The organism is Rheinheimera sp. B2H12 (assembly GCF_059620065.1).
The window spans coordinates 3,142,088-3,161,951 of the sequence record NZ_CM184363.1; the positions used below are offsets into that span (position 1 = coordinate 3,142,088).

The 19,864-nt window shown below is 49.2% G+C and carries 16 protein-coding genes and 6 tRNA genes; 11 read left to right on the forward strand and 11 right to left on the reverse strand.

The annotated features are described in order from the left end of the window. Nucleotides 1-100 precede the first annotated feature (100 nt). Complete coding sequence (locus AC53GJ_RS13455) at nucleotides 101-1,087, reverse strand: cation diffusion facilitator family transporter (RefSeq protein WP_496728324.1); 987 nt, start codon at nucleotides 1,085-1,087, stop codon at nucleotides 101-103. A 183-nt stretch (nucleotides 1,088-1,270) separates the two neighbouring features. Here AC53GJ_RS13455 and AC53GJ_RS13460 point away from each other — a divergent pair, with 183 nt between their 5' ends. The 5 genes from AC53GJ_RS13460 to AC53GJ_RS13480 all read left to right on the forward strand — a co-directional run bounded on the left by AC53GJ_RS13460 (nucleotide 1,271) and on the right by AC53GJ_RS13480 (nucleotide 6,444). Then, nucleotides 1,271-2,458: an RlpA-like double-psi beta-barrel domain-containing protein gene (locus AC53GJ_RS13460; RefSeq protein ID WP_496728326.1), complete on the forward strand. Its 1,188-nt coding sequence runs from the start codon at nucleotides 1,271-1,273 to the stop codon at nucleotides 2,456-2,458. 14 nt (nucleotides 2,459-2,472) lie between these two features. Next, a complete protein-coding gene (locus tag AC53GJ_RS13465; RefSeq protein WP_496728328.1) occupies nucleotides 2,473-3,135 on the forward strand; it encodes a transglycosylase SLT domain-containing protein in 663 nt (220 codons plus the stop codon). Nucleotides 3,136-3,283: 148 nt separating this feature from the next. After that, a complete protein-coding gene (locus tag AC53GJ_RS13470; protein ID WP_496728330.1) occupies nucleotides 3,284-4,792 on the forward strand; it encodes a sensor histidine kinase in 1,509 nt (502 codons plus the stop codon). Between the two features lie 22 nt (nucleotides 4,793-4,814). Beyond that, on the forward strand, nucleotides 4,815-5,966 hold the full coding sequence (locus AC53GJ_RS13475; RefSeq protein WP_496728332.1) for a hypothetical protein: 1,152 nt from the start codon (nucleotides 4,815-4,817) through the stop codon (nucleotides 5,964-5,966). A gap of 19 nt (nucleotides 5,967-5,985) precedes the next feature. Continuing rightward, nucleotides 5,986-6,444, forward strand: coding sequence for a type 2 periplasmic-binding domain-containing protein (locus AC53GJ_RS13480; RefSeq protein ID WP_496728334.1), 459 nt, complete (start codon nucleotides 5,986-5,988; stop codon nucleotides 6,442-6,444). 192 nt (nucleotides 6,445-6,636) lie between these two features. On the opposite strand, the gene AC53GJ_RS13485 is transcribed toward AC53GJ_RS13480, so the two are convergent. The 6 genes from AC53GJ_RS13485 to AC53GJ_RS13510 form a co-directional block, all read right to left on the reverse strand. Next, nucleotides 6,637-6,712, reverse strand: a tRNA-Ala gene (locus AC53GJ_RS13485). Between the two features lie 80 nt (nucleotides 6,713-6,792). Next, nucleotides 6,793-6,868: transfer RNA gene (locus AC53GJ_RS13490), tRNA-Glu, on the reverse strand. A 22-nt stretch (nucleotides 6,869-6,890) separates the two neighbouring features. Next, nucleotides 6,891-6,966 (reverse strand) — tRNA-Glu (locus tag AC53GJ_RS13495). A 26-nt stretch (nucleotides 6,967-6,992) separates the two neighbouring features. Then, nucleotides 6,993-7,068: transfer RNA gene (locus AC53GJ_RS13500), tRNA-Glu, on the reverse strand. Nucleotides 7,069-7,098: 30 nt separating this feature from the next. After that, nucleotides 7,099-7,174: transfer RNA gene (locus AC53GJ_RS13505), tRNA-Glu, on the reverse strand. A 13-nt stretch (nucleotides 7,175-7,187) separates the two neighbouring features. Beyond that, nucleotides 7,188-7,263 (reverse strand) — tRNA-Ala (locus AC53GJ_RS13510). Nucleotides 7,264-7,555: 292 nt separating this feature from the next. On the opposite strand from AC53GJ_RS13510, the gene AC53GJ_RS13515 reads away from it, so the two are divergent. Next, on the forward strand, nucleotides 7,556-8,659 hold the full coding sequence (locus AC53GJ_RS13515; RefSeq protein ID WP_496728336.1) for an ExeA family protein: 1,104 nt from the start codon (nucleotides 7,556-7,558) through the stop codon (nucleotides 8,657-8,659). Nucleotides 8,660-8,692: 33 nt separating this feature from the next. Here AC53GJ_RS13515 and AC53GJ_RS13520 read toward each other — a convergent pair whose 3' ends face one another. The 4 genes from AC53GJ_RS13520 to AC53GJ_RS13535 are packed head-to-tail and all read right to left on the reverse strand — an operon-like array spanning nucleotide 8,693 to nucleotide 13,526. After that, entirely contained in the window at nucleotides 8,693-10,324 is a 1,632-nt protein-coding gene (locus AC53GJ_RS13520; RefSeq protein ID WP_496728338.1) for a porin family protein, read from the reverse strand. Next, complete coding sequence (locus AC53GJ_RS13525; protein ID WP_496728340.1) at nucleotides 10,314-11,285, reverse strand: XrtA-associated tyrosine autokinase; 972 nt, start codon at nucleotides 11,283-11,285, stop codon at nucleotides 10,314-10,316. Before AC53GJ_RS13525 ends, AC53GJ_RS13520 begins: the two co-directional genes overlap by 11 nt. Continuing rightward, nucleotides 11,282-12,871, reverse strand: a complete 1,590-nt coding sequence (locus AC53GJ_RS13530; protein WP_496728342.1) for an XrtA system polysaccharide chain length determinant — start codon at nucleotides 12,869-12,871, stop codon at nucleotides 11,282-11,284. Before AC53GJ_RS13530 ends, AC53GJ_RS13525 begins: the two co-directional genes overlap by 4 nt. Nucleotides 12,872-12,893: 22 nt before the next feature. After that, nucleotides 12,894-13,526, reverse strand: coding sequence for an XrtA/PEP-CTERM system exopolysaccharide export protein (locus AC53GJ_RS13535; RefSeq protein WP_496728344.1), 633 nt, complete (start codon nucleotides 13,524-13,526; stop codon nucleotides 12,894-12,896). Between the two features lie 184 nt (nucleotides 13,527-13,710). On the opposite strand from AC53GJ_RS13535, the gene AC53GJ_RS13540 reads away from it, so the two are divergent. The 5 genes from AC53GJ_RS13540 to xrtA all read left to right on the forward strand — a co-directional run bounded on the left by AC53GJ_RS13540 (nucleotide 13,711) and on the right by xrtA (nucleotide 19,864). Then, nucleotides 13,711-15,117, forward strand: coding sequence for a TIGR03013 family XrtA/PEP-CTERM system glycosyltransferase (locus tag AC53GJ_RS13540; RefSeq protein WP_496728346.1), 1,407 nt, complete (start codon nucleotides 13,711-13,713; stop codon nucleotides 15,115-15,117). Continuing rightward, the gene (locus AC53GJ_RS13545) at nucleotides 15,117-15,971 is read left to right on the forward strand and encodes an XrtA system polysaccharide deacetylase (protein WP_496732797.1); all 855 of its coding nucleotides are present in this window, start codon (nucleotides 15,117-15,119) and stop codon (nucleotides 15,969-15,971) included. Before AC53GJ_RS13540 ends, AC53GJ_RS13545 begins: the two co-directional genes overlap by 1 nt. A 102-nt stretch (nucleotides 15,972-16,073) precedes the next feature. Then, nucleotides 16,074-17,108 (forward strand): FemAB family XrtA/PEP-CTERM system-associated protein, encoded by a 1,035-nt coding sequence (locus tag AC53GJ_RS13550; protein ID WP_496728348.1) that lies wholly within the window; start codon nucleotides 16,074-16,076, stop codon nucleotides 17,106-17,108. Next, nucleotides 17,109-18,335: a TIGR03087 family PEP-CTERM/XrtA system glycosyltransferase gene (locus AC53GJ_RS13555; protein WP_496728350.1), complete on the forward strand. Its 1,227-nt coding sequence runs from the start codon at nucleotides 17,109-17,111 to the stop codon at nucleotides 18,333-18,335. It abuts the gene before it with no gap. Then, nucleotides 18,332-19,864: an exosortase A gene (gene xrtA, locus AC53GJ_RS13560; RefSeq protein ID WP_496728352.1), complete on the forward strand. Its 1,533-nt coding sequence runs from the start codon at nucleotides 18,332-18,334 to the stop codon at nucleotides 19,862-19,864. Before AC53GJ_RS13555 ends, xrtA begins: the two co-directional genes overlap by 4 nt.

Consider the following 19,864-nt stretch of genomic DNA (forward strand, 5'->3'; position numbering starts at 1 on the left):
ACGCCTTGATTTTCCGCTCAAAACACAGCAGCAGGGATTGGCCGGCTCTGCATCAACATCCACGTACGGCAATCTACAGCTGTGGTTCAGTCCCTGGTCTTTACTGCTCACTATCGCGACACTCTTCATCCGGCGCTTCAAATTCAACAGTGGTATGCGCCAGCGCAAAAGGTTGTAATAATTGCCGGATCTGCTGTTTGTACTGTTTGAGTTGCTGACTATCAGTGTGTCCGTTTAATACCAAATGCACCGTCAGTACATGTTGTTCGCCATCTAGCGACCACAAATGTAAATGATGAACTTCACTGACAAAAGCTAAACTTTGCAGTTGTTGCTGGATAGCACTGTTGAGCGCCGGGTCCGGGCTGACCTGCAAAAACAGCTGTAAAGTCCGGCGTAAATTGCGCCAGACGTTCAGTAAAATAAAACCGGTAAAGCCAATGCTGAGCACCGGATCGATCCAGGCCCAACCGGTCAGATAAAGCAAAATACTGCCAATCAACACAGCAGCCCAACCCAACACATCTTCCAGCAAATGCCAGCTCAGCACCTGTTCATTCTGAGTTTTGCCAAAACGTAATTTATACACCGCAGCGCCGTTGACCAGCACGCCAAGAACCGCCAGCGCGATCATCCCTTCTGCCATCGGCAATTGCGGTTGCCATAACCTTGGAATGGCTTCAGCTAAAATCCAAACCGACCCCAGCACCAAAATCACACTATTAATCAAGGCACTGAGTAAGGACCAACGCCGATATCCATAGCTGTAGCTGGGGTTGGCAGCTTTACCGGAAACTTTACTGGCCAGCCAGGCAAATGCGATCGCCAGGCAATCGCCTAAATCATGCATCGCATCGGCCATAATCGCCACGCTGTTGGTCAGCCAGCCACCGACAAATTCAATCAGCGTGAAACTGAAATTCAGCCAGAATGCCACCGCGATATTGTCACTTTCATGATGATGGTGATGACCGTGCTGATGCGGGTGACTATGCTGATGGCCAGCATGAGGTGCCTCTTGTTCAGGGGATAGCGGTTGACGATCCGCAGCTGGCTGCGGCGGGGATAAATGTCCATCATGGGGCATAACGAATTCCTTCTGAAGCTATGCTGTTAAGGTATACAGAACCGGCCAGACTGGCAAGCAAAGGCTGGTCGGCCAACCACTGGCCAGTAAAGCAGCAAATTCACGGCATAGGCTCAGAAAAACTTGCAGCCAGCGGGTCGGCACTATAGGCTGGCGGCCTGAGTCTGTGCCGGAGTTTTCCTGTTGTTATCTTTTGTTATGAATGGTCTGTTAGCCGCGCCTTGCGCAAAACTCAACACCTCACCTGCTGTTGCGCTATGGCGTCGCAGCAACAGTGCTGTATTACTGGCACTGGCTGTATTTTCCGCCACTGCGCTGGCAGAGGCCCGTTTTGTCGCGGAAAAGCCCAGCCTGAACCCAGGTCAATGGCCTGATAACAGTCAGGATCTGTGTTTTGTCGCCAACGAAACCGCCAAATATTTGGCCAAGGGCCAGGCTTATGATCCGGCCGCCATCCATGGTGGCAAACTGCCGGGTTTGACGCCTCAGCTGAGTCGGGTACAAGCCACGCTGGCGTTTATTTGTCAGGTGCAGCAGCAAGATTTACAAGCCGGCCGGCCTTCCCGGCTGGCACAACCTGAATTTATCCAACAACACTTTGAATTTGTCCGCTGGTATCCGGACCGCACTGCTGCTGCGAAGCTAAGTAAAAATAAACCACTGCTCGCCAACATTCCGGCCGATAAAATATTGCAGACCAAATATTATGTCCGGATCGCCAGTGGCAGTGAGCAAAAAACCAACCAGCATAATCAGGCACTGTATGGCCTGCCCTTTGATGAAGCCGCCTTGCCGTTGGCAGAGGCCGATCAGCTTGGTAAAAAAATTACCCGTTTTCAGTTGGGTAAACAACAGATAGTGCAAGGCGCACTGGAACAACAGCCACTGCGAGCCCCTGCTTTACTCTGGCTAAGCCGGGCTGATTTGGAAGGTGCTTTATTACAGGGCACTGCTGTGGTGCCGGCAGCCAAAGGCTATCGTTATTTTAACGTGCATCGCCACAATGGTATCGGCTATGACCGGACTTTAACGCCGGAACAACAACAAAGGTACTGGTACTTTAAGGAAGTCAAAAGTGTGCTGGGGTATGGCAAAGATGCCGATTACAAAATACCGATAGCCCCTGAAGTGACTGTCGCCGGTGACATCAGCCATTTTGGGCTGGGGAAACTTGTGCTGCTGGCAACGACCGAAGGCGGAACATTGCATTACCGGCTGAATATTCTGGCTGACACCGGCGGCGCTTTTGCCAACAACCAGTTCCAGCTCGACTGGCTGAGCGGTTATTACCGCGACTGGGATCATTATTATCAGGCCAACAAACATCGTGCTGATTACAGCCAGGCCTGGTTCTTACTGAAAAAACCATAACCGGAGTGCGCTTGATGGCATCTGATGCACCAAAGTACGGCGTTTTGATAGCCGGCTTGCTGTTGGGTTTGGCCTGTAATGCCAATGCCAGCCTTGATTACGCGGCCTGGGCTGGTAGTAACAAAGATGGCAGTTGGACCCGGCAGGCTGAACGTGCTGTCACTGCGGCAGCTTTACCACGGCTGACGCCAGCTGATATTGGTTTTTTCTGCCCCCGCTACCCGGCATTAGCCAGACAGGAACGGCAAAAATTCTGGGTTGGCTTATTGTCCGCCATGGCCAAACCTGAAAGTAACTTCCAACCGCAAAGGTCGTACCGGGAAAAGTTTGTTGACCGGCGCGGCGAGCCGGTGATTTCGCGGGGCTTGTTACAGATCTCGATTGAAAGTGCCAATCAGAAACGCTACAGCTGTGCCATCCCCTACCCGGCAAAATTACATGACCCAGCCACCAATCTGCATTGTGGTGCGAAAATTTTAGCGCGCTGGGTCAGTACCGATGGTGTTATTGCCCACAGTGACGCATTGCCTGCCCGTACCGCCGCTCATCTGGGTGGGGGTCGTTACTGGTCAGTATTGCGGACCAATAAAGGTCATTTACCACAAATCGCCGCCTTTACCAGGCAGCTGCCTTTTTGTCAGTCTAACCGCCCGGCTCGTTACCCTTACGGCCGTTAAATTCGGCCTGCCGCCGGCAACAATTTGTATTTTACCCGTCAGCGACTAGCATTAAATCCAACAGGGACAAATGTTAATATGCACAAGGCAACGGGCGTCGATGAGGAACAGTATTCGCAGCATCAAGCTCAGGCTTACCGGAAAACTGATGGTGGTGATGGCAGCTTTATTGATGTGCTGCCAGCTCATCTTATCCTTATTGCATTTATACCAAAACCGGCAGCAATTGTTGCTGCAGCATCAGCATAAATTACAGAGCATCAGCCAGACCTTAACCCAGAGTATTGCCATTGATGTCTGGAATTTTAATCCGGCCAGCCTGGAAATGCTGGTTGGGCCTTATCTGACAGATCCCGCAGTGCGACAAATTGATATCAGTGATTTACAGGGCAATCATCTGCAATTACCTAATTTGCATTTGCAAGCGACACCTGTGGTGCAGCGCAGTTGGTTTTTACCACAAAGTGCAGCCTGGACTGAAAGCGCCATCCGGCTGAAACTCGCCGGTGATGAACAACTGGTCGGTCATTTCAGATTACAAACTGATCAGAGTTATATCAGTGCGCAGTTGTGGCGGAATATGCTGATCCAGACCGGTGAACTGATTGTATTGATCCTGATTTTGGCACTGGGCTTGTCGCTGGCATTGTCTTACCTGGTGTTACAACCGTTACGCAAACTTAATGCGGCTTTATCCAGCGCCATCCAAAGTCAGGACGGTGTGGTGCAAAACCCACTGCATGGCTTAGAAGATGAGTTTGAAGAAGTTGCGGGTAGTATTGCCGGTTTGTCCGTGCGACTGTCGCAGGATATCCAGCAGATCGGCGATGCCAAAACAGCCTTACAACAGGAAAAAGAAAAAACAGAACAGGCGCTGCTTGATTTGAAACAAACCCAGGATGCGTTATTACAATCCGAAAAACAAGCCTCACTCGGTGCGTTAGTGGCGGGGGTGGCCCATGAAGTGAATACCCCGCTCGGCGTGGTCATTACCAGTATCAGCTGTATTGCAGATAGCATTAATCAAGTGAAGTCTGAGGTAGATAATGGCAAACTGTCCAGGCAACAACTGGAACAGCAGTTAATACGGATGCGGCAAGCGGCTGATCTGACGATCAGTAATGCCAAAAGGGCCGCTGATTTGATTAACAATTTTAAGCTGCTGGCGCAGGAACAACATGGTGAGGCCGAACGCTGGTTTGATTTGGCCTGCTATATCCGCGATGTAACCGAAAGCCTGAGTGTGCCGTTAGCGCAATATCAAATCAAACTCCAGCTAGAGCTGGAGGAAGGCATCCATATCTATGCATCGCCAGGCTTGTTTGGCCAGATCATCAGTGCGTTATTATCCAATGTGATGCAACACGCATATCCACTGGATGTCGGTGGTATCTGCTGGCTGACCTTACAACGACGCAATCATCAGCTATGGTTATGCTGTCAGGACTGGGGAGATGGCATTGATTTAAAACTGCAAAAAAATGTCTTTGATCCATTTTTCACCACCAAGCTGGGGGTCGGCACCAGTGGCCTTGGCCTGGCGATCGTCTATCGGATAGTCAAATTTAATCTCAAAGGCGAGATTAAATTACACAGTGATGTGAACAAGGGGACAACATTTGAAATCTGGATCCCGGACAGCCAGCCGGCTGTTTAATACGCTTTGCTATGGCTGGATCTTGGCAACAGCAAGTTTTGCTGACAGTGCCCGCGCCGACCTGGAATTACATGGGTTTGGTTCAGTGCGGGTTGGTAAAATGTTGCCTTCCGCCAACAACCCAAGATTGGTTGATATGTACGCCACCGAGGGCTTGATTTGGCGTGATGAAACTTTATTTGCCCTGCAACTGAACCATGACTTAGGCCAGCAGTTGCGCCTGACCCTCCAACTGATGGCAAAAGGTTATGCTGATTTTGAACCGCAACTCAGTCTGGCTTTTTTAAGTTATCAATTGACGCCAAACAGCCAGTTGGATCTGGGCCGGATTGCCAATCCGCTATTTTCACAATCTGATACCCAATATGTCCGTTATGCCCACGACTATGCCCGGCTTCCCAAAGCGGTGTACTGGAATTTTGAATTTGAAACCATTGAAGGTCTGGCCTATCAGCACAAATGGTTATTGGGAGATTTAGCGGTGAAAACCCGGCTCGTCAGTGGTGAATTCAGCGGCAATACCTTTAAAAGCGTGACCCCAGCTGGCATCCCGGTGAAAATGCATCAGATTGTTAATCTCAGCAGCGAAATTTCCAGCCAGCACTGGAGCTGGTTCGGCGGCTGGATGCAAGCGGATGCTGACGGTACTGAAGTAAATAACCAGCTGATTTTTCCGCAAATATTACCAGCACTCGCGGCTTCAGGGAGCAGTCTGGCGGCACAACAACAACTTCTGGATGCCATTAGTTTGTCAAAAAAAGCCAGTTATTATTATCTGGGTGCACGTTGGCAATGGCAACACTGGAAAATTGAAGGCGAACGCGCCAGATATGGTGTCCGTGACAGTGCAGATCCGGAAAATACCGGTACTTATATCGCCATATCACGCCGCTTTGAGCCTTTTATCCTGACATTTCATCATGAATGGAACGAACAGGATATCAATGATTTTGGCTTTCTCGACTCAATTAGTGAGCCTGTCTTACGCCAGCTCGGCCAGCAGATCTACCAGCGGCTGGCCGCCCCCAACCGTTTTCGGATGAATGTGTTAACACTGCGCTATGATTTTCAGGACGGTGCCAGCCTGAAGCTGGATTATCTGCAGGGCCACGATAAACTAAGCACTGTTGGTGCATTCCGTGGCTTTAGTCTGGGGGTGGATTTTGTGTTCTAATCACCCTATCGGCAAAAGCATGCTGGCTGCACTGTGCGTCCTGTGGTGCAGTTGCCTGGCCAGCGTCAGCGCGACTGACAGCGGTACCATGCTAGCCGTGGTGGTCCACCCTGATAATACGACGGCACTTGATCAACAGCAGCTAATTCAGCTCTATCTGAATAAGATCAGTAGCTTTCAAAACGGCCAAACCGCCAAAGTGTTACATTTACCACGTAGTTCAGAACAACACCGCCAGTTTTGTCTGCAAATGCTGAATTTATCGGCCAGCCAATATCAGTCCTATTGGTCCAGAATGTTATTCACCGGCGTAGCCAGTGACATGATTTTTATCGACAACAACCAGCAACTGCTGAAATTGCTGCAAACGGATAAAAATGCCGTGGGTTATTTGCCTGCAAACGAAGCCAAAGGGGTACGGATCATTGGTTATCTACACCAGGGCCAATGGCAAGCTGTTAACAGCCAGACACATTAAAAGTGCCGTTCCATCTTAAGCTCTATGCGGAGGCAAATGGGTTGGCCGTCACAGGTCGAGACCTTGTAACTTAGGCAAATGTAACTTAGGCAGATCTGAATAAATAGGTAGATTAAATCAGCTGATAGAATTGGCAAAATGCTGAAAAATATATAAAAATGCGAAGTTATTGCAGTGGTACTGAAGAAGAGTTGGTGGAGCTAAGCGGGATCGAACCGCTGACCTCTTGCATGCCATGCAAGCGCTCTCCCAGCTGAGCTATAGCCCCATCATAATTGCTGCCAACTGGAATTGAGGCAACAAGATGGTCGTGCAGCTAATTTATACAATCACTGGTATAGCACCAAGTGGCGTCCCTTAGGGGATTCGAACCCCTGTTACCGCCGTGAAAGGGCGGTGTCCTAGGCCTCTAGACGAAAGGGACATCCTAGGTGTTGATAGCAGCGTGGCGTCCCTTAGGGGATTCGAACCCCTGTTACCGCCGTGAAAGGGCGGTGTCCTAGGCCTCTAGACGAAAGGGACACAGTGCTGTTATCGGTTGAATGTATTGGCGTCCCTTAGGGGATTCGAACCCCTGTTACCGCCGTGAAAGGGCGGTGTCCTAGGCCTCTAGACGAAAGGGACCCGCGGATACATTCGTGTCTTGTGTTTACTTGGCGTCCCTTAGGGGATTCGAACCCCTGTTACCGCCGTGAAAGGGCGGTGTCCTAGGCCTCTAGACGAAAGGGACACATGGTAAACTTTGGTGGAGCTAAGCGGGATCGAACCGCTGACCTCTTGCATGCCATGCAAGCGCTCTCCCAGCTGAGCTATAGCCCCACACCATCGGACTTGGCAGCATCATCGCTGATTCTGCTTCGTCACAAGACGAGGCGCATTCTATGGGGCAAGCTAAAATGTGTCAACAGCTTTTTTCGAAAGCTAAATTCGTTCGGACGTTTTTTGCCCAGCACGCACAAAATGTGCGCTAAAACAGTAGCATCCGCCGCATTTTTGCTAATTTTCAGCCAAATCCATTGCTTGGCGGCCGGATGCACTGTGCTATCATTCGGACAGTTTCGCATGCACTTCACAGGAATTGCATGCAGGTTCAATCAGGGAAAACAGACCGATGTACGAAGCGTATTACGGATTTTCAGCACGGCCCTTTCAGTTAACGCCAAATCCGCAATGGTTTTTTGCCAGTAAACTGCATAAACGCGCCCTCTCCTATCTGGAATACGGCCTCAATCAGGGCGAAGGTTTTATTGTGATCACCGGTGATGTTGGCACCGGTAAAACCACCATTGCCAATCAATTACTGGCCAGACTGGATCCACAAAAAATAGTGGCGCGCCAAATAGTCACCTCCAGACTGGGACCAGATGACTTATTACGGATGATTGCCTCGGTGTTTGAATTAACAGTGCGCGAGAACAACAATGCCGCTTATCTGGAAGCGATTGCCAATTATCTGACCTTATTACATCGACAACATAAGCGGGCTTTATTACTGGTGGACGAAGCGCAGAATTTACCGCTGGCATCCATTGAAGAGCTCAGGATGCTCTCTAACTTCCAAATTGCTGGCAAACCACTGCTGCAGAGCTTTTTACTCGGCCAAAATGAATTAAATGCCATTATTCAGTCGGATGATATGGAACAGTTCAAGCAGCGCATTATCGCCTCGTCCAATTTAACGGCGCTCTGCGAGGAAGAGACGCAGGCTTATGTTGAATACCGCATCCAGCAGGCGGGTGTCAACCGACCGCTGCTGGCAGCCAACTGTTATCCGCTGATCCAGCAATTTACCAATGGCATCCCACGTAAGATTAATAACCTGCTAGACCGCAGTTTGCTGTACGGCTTTTTAGAAGAAAAAACGTTACTGGATGCCGACGATTTACAACAGGTGATAGCAGAAATTAGCGGTGAAGTGGCGCAACAAAAGCCGATCCCCAAGCCGCCTGTTGCTGTGGCGACGCCTGACACTGCTGCCGTCAAGCCGGTAAATGCCATACCAGCAGCACAAATGAACCCTTATCAGGCGATGTTACAGGAATTATCCGGCTTATTAGACAGCTCACTGCAGCATAAAATTAAGATGGCCAAAGAGCTGGACACTTTATTAAACCAGCAACATCAGCAAATACTGCAACAGGAACAACGCCAGCACAATCAAACCAGTCATGAAGCACAGAATGCACCGACTGACACCAAGCATAAAGGCAGCTAAGGCTGCCTTTATGCTGATTGGTTGTCTCTGCTGTTAAAACTGAAAGCGAAACTCCAGCGATAACCGATTTTCCTGATAGTCATCCAAAGTTTCTTTAAAATCAACTTTGACATGTTTTGCGCTTAGCGTACCGGTCAGTTGCGGACTCATCCGCCGGATCAAAGCCAGTTCGGCACTGCCCTGCTGGCCTTCACGCTGACCAAAGCTACCACCAGCGCCCAGCTGATTGCCAAGGTATTTCACATCAGAAAACGAGGTATTCATCGACAAAGAATGACGTTGTGACAACAGCCAGTTTGCCGACAGATTGGCATAGTTATCTTTGGTTTCAGCATCTTGTTCCAGATAAATATCGCGCCGTGCACCAAGCTGCAACTGTAAGGTCAAACGGCTGAAGACATAACCCAGACTGAAACTGCCATTGCGGCGGATCACCAGTGACTCATTCAGGTTGCCGTTTTGGATGGGTAACAGCGGTATTAATACTTCCGGTAAACATTGATTCTGATAAGGTAAGAATCCCGGTGGGCAGTTCAGCACACCAGTCCCTGCCCCACTAAAACCTAACAGCGAATCGACTGAGTCAGAAAAACTCAGCTGCATATTCAGATTTTTCAGATTATAACTGCCGCTGACCTGCGCGGTACGGCCGAAAAAGCGCCGGTCAAAGTTGCCACTGAGTCGGGTGCGACGGGATGGCTGAAAACTGAATTCAGTACCGATATACTCAGTGCCGCCTTGTTGATCATCAATTTTGTTATAGGTCAGATTCCACCAGGAGCGCTCGGTAATTTTCCACTCTAAACCAGCGCCAACACTGTCATAATCGCGAAAATCGGCAAAGCGGTTGCCAGTACCAATATCGCTGTTACTTTCATAAGAGCCACGCCCAATCAGCGCCAGTCCCGAGAGCAGCGATACACCCAAGGTGGCCGAGCCACGGCGGTTGTAATAATCCAGTTCGTTTTCGCGGTCGGTTTTGGCCGCATTGATATCCAGATCCCAGAATACAGCGGAATTGCGACGGGCAGAATTCAGCGTGATATCGGCACTGTATCTTCTGTTACTCAAATCAAAGGCTGTTAAGCTTGGATCAAGCAGCAATGGATCATTAATTCTATCGGTCGAACTCTCATCCACACTGAGCGCAATCTTGCTGTTCAGCCAGTCAAGTTTATTGTTGGTAAACGCCATTCTGGCACTGTTATTATCCACGGTCGCCATTTGATCACCATTGGTGACCTCATCGGCATAGCGGGAAAACTGATTGCCAGCAGCGCGATGGCTGCGGGCTGAACTGAGTTGAAACTGCAATTGATCGCGTAAAAAACTGGCTCTGTTATCAAAACGAAAATTGCTATAACCACTATTTTCGCGTTGCTCATCACGGTAATAAAGCGCTTCGTGGTCAACACCCAAATTGGACTGTAACCAGGAGCCCTGATAACGTAAATTCAGTCCGGGGTTGATACTTTGCGCCATGCCGCGATCAGTGTCGGCGCCAGCTTGTTTCACGCCATAACCATAGCTGGCGAGACTCAGTGCCGGCATCAGCTCAATTTCTGCCGCCAGCGGCACGGAGAATAGCAGCATCAGCGCAGCCAGTGGCTGCAGAGTGAAACTGCGCTGTTGCCGACCGGAAGCACTGTGGCTTTTATTCCGCATAATATCCATAACCGTAGCCATATCCTTTATCGCGACTGTAATAAGCTTTATTGATGACAAAACCAACGGCCAAATCCTTCGGCAACAGGCTGATGGCTTTGTCCAGTTCATCCAGTTTGGTTTTATTCTCTTCCAGCACCACGACCGCCTGACCACACATGCCGGCCATGACCGACGTTTCATTAACCCCTAACAAGGGTGGCGCATCAAAAATGACGATCCGATCCGGATAGCGGGAAGCAAATTCCTGCACCAAATCAACCATTTTGTCACTGGCCAGTAATTCGGTGGACAAATGGTGTGGTTTACCGGCGGTAATGAGTTTCAACCGTTCGACATTGGTGCTGTACATAATATCGCTGACATCAAGCTTATCTGTACTGAGATAATCCGTCAGGCCACGTGGCGTCGAGATTTGCAGTGTTCTGGAAACATTGGGTCTGAGCACGTCGGCATCGACCAGTAACACAGTTTTATCCTGTTCCAGCGCGATACTCAGTGCCAGATTAACCGACGTAAAAGTTTTGCCTTCACCAGGTCTGCTACTGGTCACCAGGATCAGATTCGGATGCTTGAGCGAACTGCTGAGCGGTCCGAAGGCGTTATTAATCAGCTTGCGCTTAATGACACGAAACTCTTCATAAATCAACCGCCGCTCGGTGGCAATAGCCACAAAGTTGCGCTCACTGAGACTCTGTAAGTCTATTTCAACATAATTGCGATTGACTGCAGTTACTGCCTGCACCTCAGACTGAGCAGCTTTCACCATGGGCTCAGCCGCACCTGTCACGTGCTGCGGAATAACCTGTTCAGCCTCGACCACTGCAGCCAGCGGCACTGCCGTGGCTGCGGCAGACTCAGTTGCCGCTTCTGCAGTCGTCGCTGCAGACTCAGCCGGAAGTATCCCAGCATTGGCCTGCAGATTGCCCATTTTATCCAGCGCTTTTTCAATGGTACTCATAACAGGCGTCCTACAATTTGCGCGGCGGTAATGCCAAACACCAGTTCATTGGTGACTAACAGACAATAGCTGAAGATCAGCATGCCGCTGAGCAGTAAAAAGTACAGCAAGTGCTTTTTGTTCTGCCGTTGTAATTGCGCTTTGCTGGTATGAGAAACCAGACCAAACACCGGGAAGTCGGCAATAGTTTTCAGTTGCAAAGCACTGGTCACTACAGGTGAAATCTGACTGCGGGCGAAGGCCATAAAAATACCCAGTGCAGCCCCAGCCACTAATACCACAGTATAGAGCAAGACACGCGGTGGTCCTGACGGTTTCAGGGGGACATGGGGTGGTTCAATAATCTTAAACTGGACATCCTGCTGCGATTCATCGGCTTTTTGTGACAAGTCAATCGACTCACGCCGGCTCAGTAGTTCTTCATACTTCATTTTAGTAATATCGTAATCGCGGTTTAAACCGGCATAACGGGCTTCGATATCCGGAATGATATTGCGTTGCCGCTCCAGCGCAGCCAGTTTATCGGCATAATTTTGGACCCGGACATTCACCGACGCCATTTCGTTTTCAAGCCGGGCGGCATTTAATTTCATTTCCTGATAAACCTGGCTCTGATTTAAGCCAGAGGAGGCAGGTGATGTTTGCGCCTGTTGTTCCAACACGGCAATTTCTTCATCACGTTGCTGTTTCAGACTGTCCATCAGCCGACGGGTTTCCACCACATCAGGGTGATTGTCAGTAAAGCGGATCAACAAAGAATCCAGCTGGGACTGCAGGGTTTTAATCCTTTCATCAAACTGCGAGCTAAAACCGGCCGGTGCGCCAGAGTTATAGTCAAACATCACCGGATCTTCGCCTTCTAACTGACGTCTGGCCGAAGCCAGCTGACCTTCCAGCTCACGCTGCTGCAGCTGTGCCTCTTCCAGCCGCTGCTTCTCAGCTTCGATGCGGGCATAAAAACCTTGTTCAGCGCCCTGAGTTTCCGCCATCTGCGTTTTCTTAAATTCTGATAAACGGGCTTCAGCTTCAGCCAGCCGTTTTTCATAATCTTTGATTTGCGAGTCCAGGAAGTCGGCGGCTTTACGGTTGTCAGCGACGGCATTCCCCATCCGGCTTTCAACAAACTTATTGACTGTTTCCTGCACCAGCCGTTTCGCCAGTTGCGGCGAGGCGTTGGCATAAGAAATCACATAAAGGTTTTCACGGCCAGCCGAAGTTAGTTTGATATTGTCTTGCAGATTATCAATTAAGTTCTCGTAAGCCGCCTTATCACTGGCGGTAACATCCATATCAGTGGCGCGGGCAATGTCTTCTAAGTTAGGCCGGCTTAATAAAGTCCGTGCCATCAGTTGCACTTCTTCATCAGGGTCATTACGAAGCGTCAGACCTGCCAGAATTGGATCCAGCGCTGAGCGGGTCTCAATATAAATTTTGGCATTGGCTTCATAGGTTGGCGGCAGATTAAAAACAAACAACCAGCCAAGCGGACAAATCAGCCAAGCTGTGATAATAATATATCGCCGCCTCAGCCAAACGCCCTGCAGATAGATGAGCAACATCTCTATTGCCAGGTTTATTTCCTTCATCGAACTACTCCAGCAACAACTCTCAGAACCAGGCTTCCGGAATAATTACGATATCACCAGGCAACATATCAACATTGGCAGAAATATCCCCTTCCCGGATGAGATCATCCAGTTTGATCAGGTAACTCACTTGCTTACCATCGACCGTTCTGACCAGTTTGGCACTGTTGCCACTGGCAAATTCAGTCAAACCACCGGATGCAATCATTAAATCCAGCAGCGTCATATATTGACGGTAAGGATAAGCCTGAGGTTTGGCCGCCGCCCCAATCACCCGAACTTGTTCGCTGTAAGGGCCGACAAAGCCATTCACTGACACAGTGACCACCGGATCACGGATAAACTTGGCCAGAATGGTTTCCATTTCGCGGGCCAGTTGGGTTGGGGTTTTACCAGCAACCACGATGTCTTCAACCAATGAGGTGGTAATTTGACCATCAGGTCGCACAATAAAGGAGCCCGATAGCTCAGGGTTACGCCAGACAAAAATATTGACGGTATCGTTCGGTCCAATCAGATATTTATAATCTGTTACCGCAGTGGTCAGGGAGTTATGTACAGTAGCTGCCGGAAGGGATGAACTGCTACTGCAACCTTGCAACGCAAGGGCTGAGATAAGTGTAAGAAGGGTAAACCGACCAATTGTTGCATTCATATCTTGCGTCCTTATTGCTGATGCGAAAGTAATATAACTGAATTTGACATTGATGTGGCGACCGCCATAAAAAATTAATTTCAGTTTTAAAAACACGAGCGTATACTTCTCCAGCAAGTTCGCTTAGTCAAGCAGACAAAGTGGAAAACTGAATTAGCAGTAGCAAAACCAGGAAGATGTGTTGATGAATAAGGCTGTTCGATTTGGTAAAAATACGTTAGCTGACAAACTTTTTTTGCTCGGTGAGATGCTGTTGTTGTTGGTCTCAAGTTTTGCAGCTTCGTATGTCTATTCCCTGTACCAGCCTGTTGATCAGGAAATGGCCGCTATCAACGCAGTGCTGTTTACTGGCTGTGTGATGCTGTGTGCCTTATCTGTTGGTTTGTATGATCAGAAACTACGTGAAGACACCGGTGGTGTGTTCAAACGCGTGGTGATCACTTTAATACTGTCAGGTATTTTACTCGAACTGGTCATTTTCAGTATCGTGCCATCTTTACATCTGGGCATCAGCTATAGCCTGATCGCGGCATTTTTATCCATGCTGACGCTGACCGCTTTTCGGATGCTGTTTCACTATCACGATGTCACCAAAATCAGCCGGCGCAAGGTGTTGATCCTGGGTTCCGGTGAACGGGCATCTATTATCGAGCGTCGGATGCGACGTAACGTCGATAAACGTAATTTTGAAATTCATGGTTTTGTCTGGATTGAAGGGGACCAACCCGGCCATATTCCAGACAGTAAAACCATTCATTTTGATTATAAAAACACCTTGTATGACTATGCTTTCGAACACGAAATTGATCAGCTCGTCATTGCCTGTGATGAAAGACGCAACATGCTACCGGTTGAACATTTATTTAAATGCAAAACCCGCGGCATTGATGTTATTGAAATTCTTGACTTTATCGAGCAAGAGACCGGTCAAATTGCTGTGAATCTGATTTATCCGAGCTGGGTCATTTATTCCAATGGTTTTGAAATGAACCACAGATTCAAAACCAGTCTCGACCATCGGCTGAATGCCCTGCTGGCGATTTGTGTCTTACTCATTGTCTGGCCATTAATGCTAGTTACGGCTTTGGTGATTTATCTGGATGATGGTCGCCGCACCGGTGCTTCGGTGTTTTACCGTCAAATCCGTATTGGTATCGACGGCAAACCTTTTCAGATCCTTAAATTTCGCAGTATGCGGCCTGACGCCGAAAAAAATGGCGCCACCTGGGCCTCCATCAATGATGACCGGGTCACCAAAATTGGCGGTTTTATCCGTAAATACCGCATCGATGAACTGCCGCAACTGTTTAATATCATTATTGGTGACATGGGCTTTGTCGGTCCAAGACCAGAGCGGCCTGAGTTTGTCGAAAAGTTAGTAAAAGAAATTCCTTATTATAACCAGCGGCATAATGTAAAACCTGGCCTGACAGGCTGGGCGCAACTGAAATATCCTTATGGCTCAACCACTGAGGATGCCCAGGAAAAATTAAAGTTTGACCTGTATTACATCAAGCATCGGACCTTATTACTTGATTTGGTGATACTGATCCGGACCGTTGAAATTGTGTTATTTGGCAAAGGGCGCTGATACAGATGAGTCAGGCGTTGAAGTTTAATGCGTTAACCATTGATATTGAAGACTATTTCCATGTCGCTGCTTTTGAAAATAATATCAATCCATCCGATTGGGATCAGATGGTGCCCAGAGTTGATCGCAACACCCGGCAATTGCTCGATCAGTTTGAACGCAATGGCGCCACTGCGACGTTTTTCTTTTTGGGTTGGGTGGCAGAGCGTTTTCCGGACCTGGTGAAAGAAGTGTGCCGCCGTGGCCATGAAGTCGCCAGCCATGGCTATGCTCACACCCGCGTCCATCAGCAAACCCCAGCTGAATTCGCTGCCGATGTACACAAAGCCAAAGACTTACTGGAGCAATTAACCGGCCAGCCAGTACCTGGTTATCGTGCGCCCAGTTTTTCCATTAACAAACAAAGTGAATGGGCATTCCAGATTTTACGGGATGCTGGCCACAGTTACAGTTCCAGCACCTACCCGGTCAAACATGATTTATACGGCGTACCGGACTGGCCGCAACAACCTTATTTGCGGCCGGAAGGCATTTGGGAAATTCCGATGCCGACATTGACTATGTATGGCCGGCAGTTGCCGATTGCTGGTGGCGGTTATTTCCGCCTGATGCCCTATTGGTTGAGTAAAAGACTGATCCGGCGTTTTATCAACGATGATTTAATGCCTTATATGTTTTATTTTCATCCCTGGGAAATCGATCCGGCCCAACCGCGCATCGCCGATGCCGGGCAAAAATCTAAATTCCGCCATTATGTCAATCTGGACAAAATGGAACATAAGCTTGACCTGTTATTGCAGGATTTTCAATGGCGTAGTCTGGGCCAGGTGTATCAGCACACCTTAGCTGGCTAGCCTTTGCCTGCCCTGCCTGCCATTGGCAGGCAGTTTGATGCTTATTACTCGCGGCCTGGAATTGCGGGCTGCATAAAAAAACCAGCACATCAAGGGATCCAGATGTACCAGATTGCGACCTTAGCCATTGATGACCAACCACGACGTGCCCAGTGGGATGCTTTTGTTGATCAACGCGCCGACGGCACTTTTTTTCACTTGTCCGGCTGGCAGCAAGTCCTGCAGCTGACGTTAGGCCATCCCACTTATTATTTATATGCCACCCTTGATGGTGAAATTACCGGCGTCCTGCCACTGGCTTGGGTACACAGCAAACTGTTTGGCAATTCACTGGTTTCGACGCCATTTTGTGTCTACGGTGGTGCCGTCGGTGAACCAGAGGTCAGACGGTTACTGGAACAAAAAGCGGTCGAGATTGGCACTGAGCTCGGCGTTGACCAGGTGGAACTGCGTTATCGGCAGCCGCAAGACAACGACTGGCTGACCCGCAGCCAGCATGCCACTTTTGGTATGCCACTGGCGCAAGATGATGCGGCGATGCTGGCCGCCATTAAAAAGAATCAGCGGGCTTTGATCCGCAAAGGCCTGCAATCCGAGCTCAGTTGTCAGATTGAACAGGATCCGACTGATTTTTATGCCATTTATTCAGAAAGCCTGCGTAATCTTGGCACCCCGGTGTTTTCGTCGCAACTGATTAAAGCACTGCAACAAGCCTTTCCAGAGCGGACTGATATTCTGACCGTGCGTGCTGCGGGTCAGGCAGTGTCTTCGGTATTTAATTTTTATTATAAAAATCAGGTGTTGCCTTATTACGGCGGTGGTAAACCTGTCGCGCGTGAGCTGAAAAGTAACGATCTGATGTATTACCAACTGATGTGCCATGCCAGAGCCGCCAAAGGCTGTGACTTTTTTGATTTTGGCCGTAGCAAACTAGATTCCGGTGCTTTTAGTTATAAAAAACACTGGGGCATGCAGGATCAATTACTGCATTACCAATTTAAACTGGTGAAGGCGCAGCAACTGGCAAACCTCAGTCCAAACAATCCGAAATATCAGCTCTTTATCCGGTTATGGCAGAAATTGCCCTTGCCGCTAAGCCGCTGGTTAGGTCCGAAACTGGCACATTATCTGGGATAAATGATGGCAAAACCTAAACTGCTTTATTTATGCCACCGTATCCCTTATCCACCAAATAAAGGCGATAAGATCCGCTCTTTTAATATCTTAAAAGCGCTGGCAGTGCATTATGATATTTACCTCGGCTGTTTTATCGATGATGCCTTTGATTACCAATATGAAGCCCAGTTAGCCAATTGGTGCAGCGAATATTATTGCCGGCCACAACATAAGCTGGTCGCAAAATTAAAAGGGCTGAGCAGTTTTTTCAGCGCTAAACCTATTACCCTGCCCTATTATTTTGATCAAAAGTTGCAGCAATGGGTCGACCAAACCATCCGCGAGCAAAAGATTGATACTGTGTTTATCTATTCATCGGCGATGGCCCAATATGTTGATGGTAAAATGTATGCACATTTGCACCGGGTATTGGATTTTGTTGATATTGATTCGGATAAATGGCGGCAATATGCCGAAAAAAATCAGGGTCTGATGCGATTTATTTACCAGCGTGAATTTCGGTTATTAGCCCAGAAAGAACAATATTATTGCAAGACCTTCGATTACAGTTTGTTTGTGTCAGAAGACGAAGCCAGGCTGTTCCGCCAGCAAACGCCGGCCATTAGCCAGTCAAAAGTCAAAGCGCTGCTGAACGGCGTTGATACGGTATTTTTTGACCCGGCGTTTACTGACGCCCGCCAGAGCGAATCAGCACAACAAGAACTGCCCTGTCATCAGCCTTATCTGGTGTTCACTGGCGCGATGGATTATTGGGCCAATGTCGATGCCGTGCGTTGGTTTGTCAATGAAGTCTGGCCTGCGCTCAAACAGCAAAGGCCAGAACTGTGGTTTTATATTGTCGGTGGTAATCCAACGGCTGAAGTGGTGGCGTTGGCGCAACAAGCAGGCGTCGTTGTCACCGGCAGGGTGCATGATATCCGGCCTTATATCGCCAATGCGGCACTGGTGGTAGCGCCACTTCGCATCGCCCGGGGCATTCAGAATAAAGTGCTGGAAGCCATGGCGATGAACAAAGCAATCGTTGCCACCGGCATGGCCATGGAAGGGATTAATGCCCCAAACGGGCCTTATTTGCAACAGTCAGACGATGCAGCTGAGTTTGCCCGTTTTTGTCTGCAATTACTGCAACAAGATGCCAGCGGCAACCCCAACCGGCAATGGGTCATTGACCACTTTACCTGGCCTGCCACCCTGGCACCGCTGCTGAGTATGGTTGGCCGCCAATGAAGATATTATGGCAAGATAAAACTGCCTTAGCACTGCTGTTTCTGGTTATGGCCGGCTGGCTGCTGGTATTCTGGCCCAGTCTGGTGGCGATGGAGGCCGTCTGGCGCGGGTCTGATACCTATACCCATGCATATGCCGTCCCTTTCATTATTCTTTGGTTATTGACCACCAGTCAGCAACAGCTCAGTCAGCGTCCAACCGCAGATTGGCGCCTTAGCTTATTACTATTGCCGCTGCTACTGCTGTGGATAGTGGGTTATGCCGCCGAAGTCGCGGCGCTGAGCCAACTGGCGGCGGTATTGGCACTGCAACTTTTGCTGATCAGTTGGCTGGGACTGAAATTAGCCTGGCAGCTCAAGTTTCCGATTTTTTACCTGATCTTCCTGCTGCCTTTTGGTGAAGAGTTGCATCCGATGTTGCAGGATATTACCGCAGATTTAACGGTGTTTTTCCTGCAACTCAGTACCATCCCGGTGTTTCGGGAAGGTTTGTATATCAGCACGCCGGTTGGCCATTTTGAAGTGGCGGTGGCTTGTTCCGGTTTGCGTTTTTTAATCGCCTCGCTGGCAATTGGCACTTTATTCGCACATCTGACCTTTAAAAGCTTCCGCCGCCAGTGTTTATTTATGCTGGCATTAATTCTGGTGTCAGTGCTGGCGAACGGTTTACGCGCATTTGTACTGATCCTGATCGCGGAACAAACCAATATGGCTTATGGCTTTGGCGATGATCACTATATTTATGGCTGGCTGGTGTTTGGTTTGGTGTTACTGCTGATGTTTTATCTTGGCGGCAAATTTACTGACTTTCCAGCCAGCGCCGCCAGCGACCAGAACGCCACTGACAGCCTTGTGAGCGCAGACGCGGCAACTTTAGCGCAGTTGACTCCAGCACAGCCAAAAAGCTGGTTGCACGCTGCACTCAGTATCAGTCTGTGTGGCCTGTTTTGGTACTGGAGTCAGCAGTTACCGTTACAACAAGCCCCCCTTGCACCTGCGGCGGCTCTGCAGTGGTCTGGCAGTATCAGCCAGAATGGCAGCAGCGACAACTGGGGCATCCATTTTCCACACAGCCAGCGCCAGACTTTGCTGAGCTTGCCAGAGCATCTTGCAGTGTTTCGCGCTGAATTCGGCCATCGCCAATCCGAAGGTGAACTGATTGGCTGGGCCAATCGCTTATATCACCCCAAACACTGGACAGAAACTACCAGCCGTCCGCTGCAACTTGGTGTCATCGATGCAAAACTGACGGTGTTAAAAAGTCTCAGTGGTGAAACCAGGTTGTTGATCCATTGGTATCAGGTGGGTCGTTTTAGCGGCTACAGCGAGCTGAAAGTTAAACTGGCGCAATTGCAGGCGCTCCTCAGTGCAGATGCCAGGCCCGGCCAAATTAATGCAGTGTCAGTGCTGGTGACAAACCAGGCGGTTGACGAAGCCAGATTAGTGCAAGTAGCCACAGAGCTGGCCGCCACGCCTGCTTTACCGGCAGAGCAACCAGCAACGCCAACCCAACTCAGGATGGAACCTTAA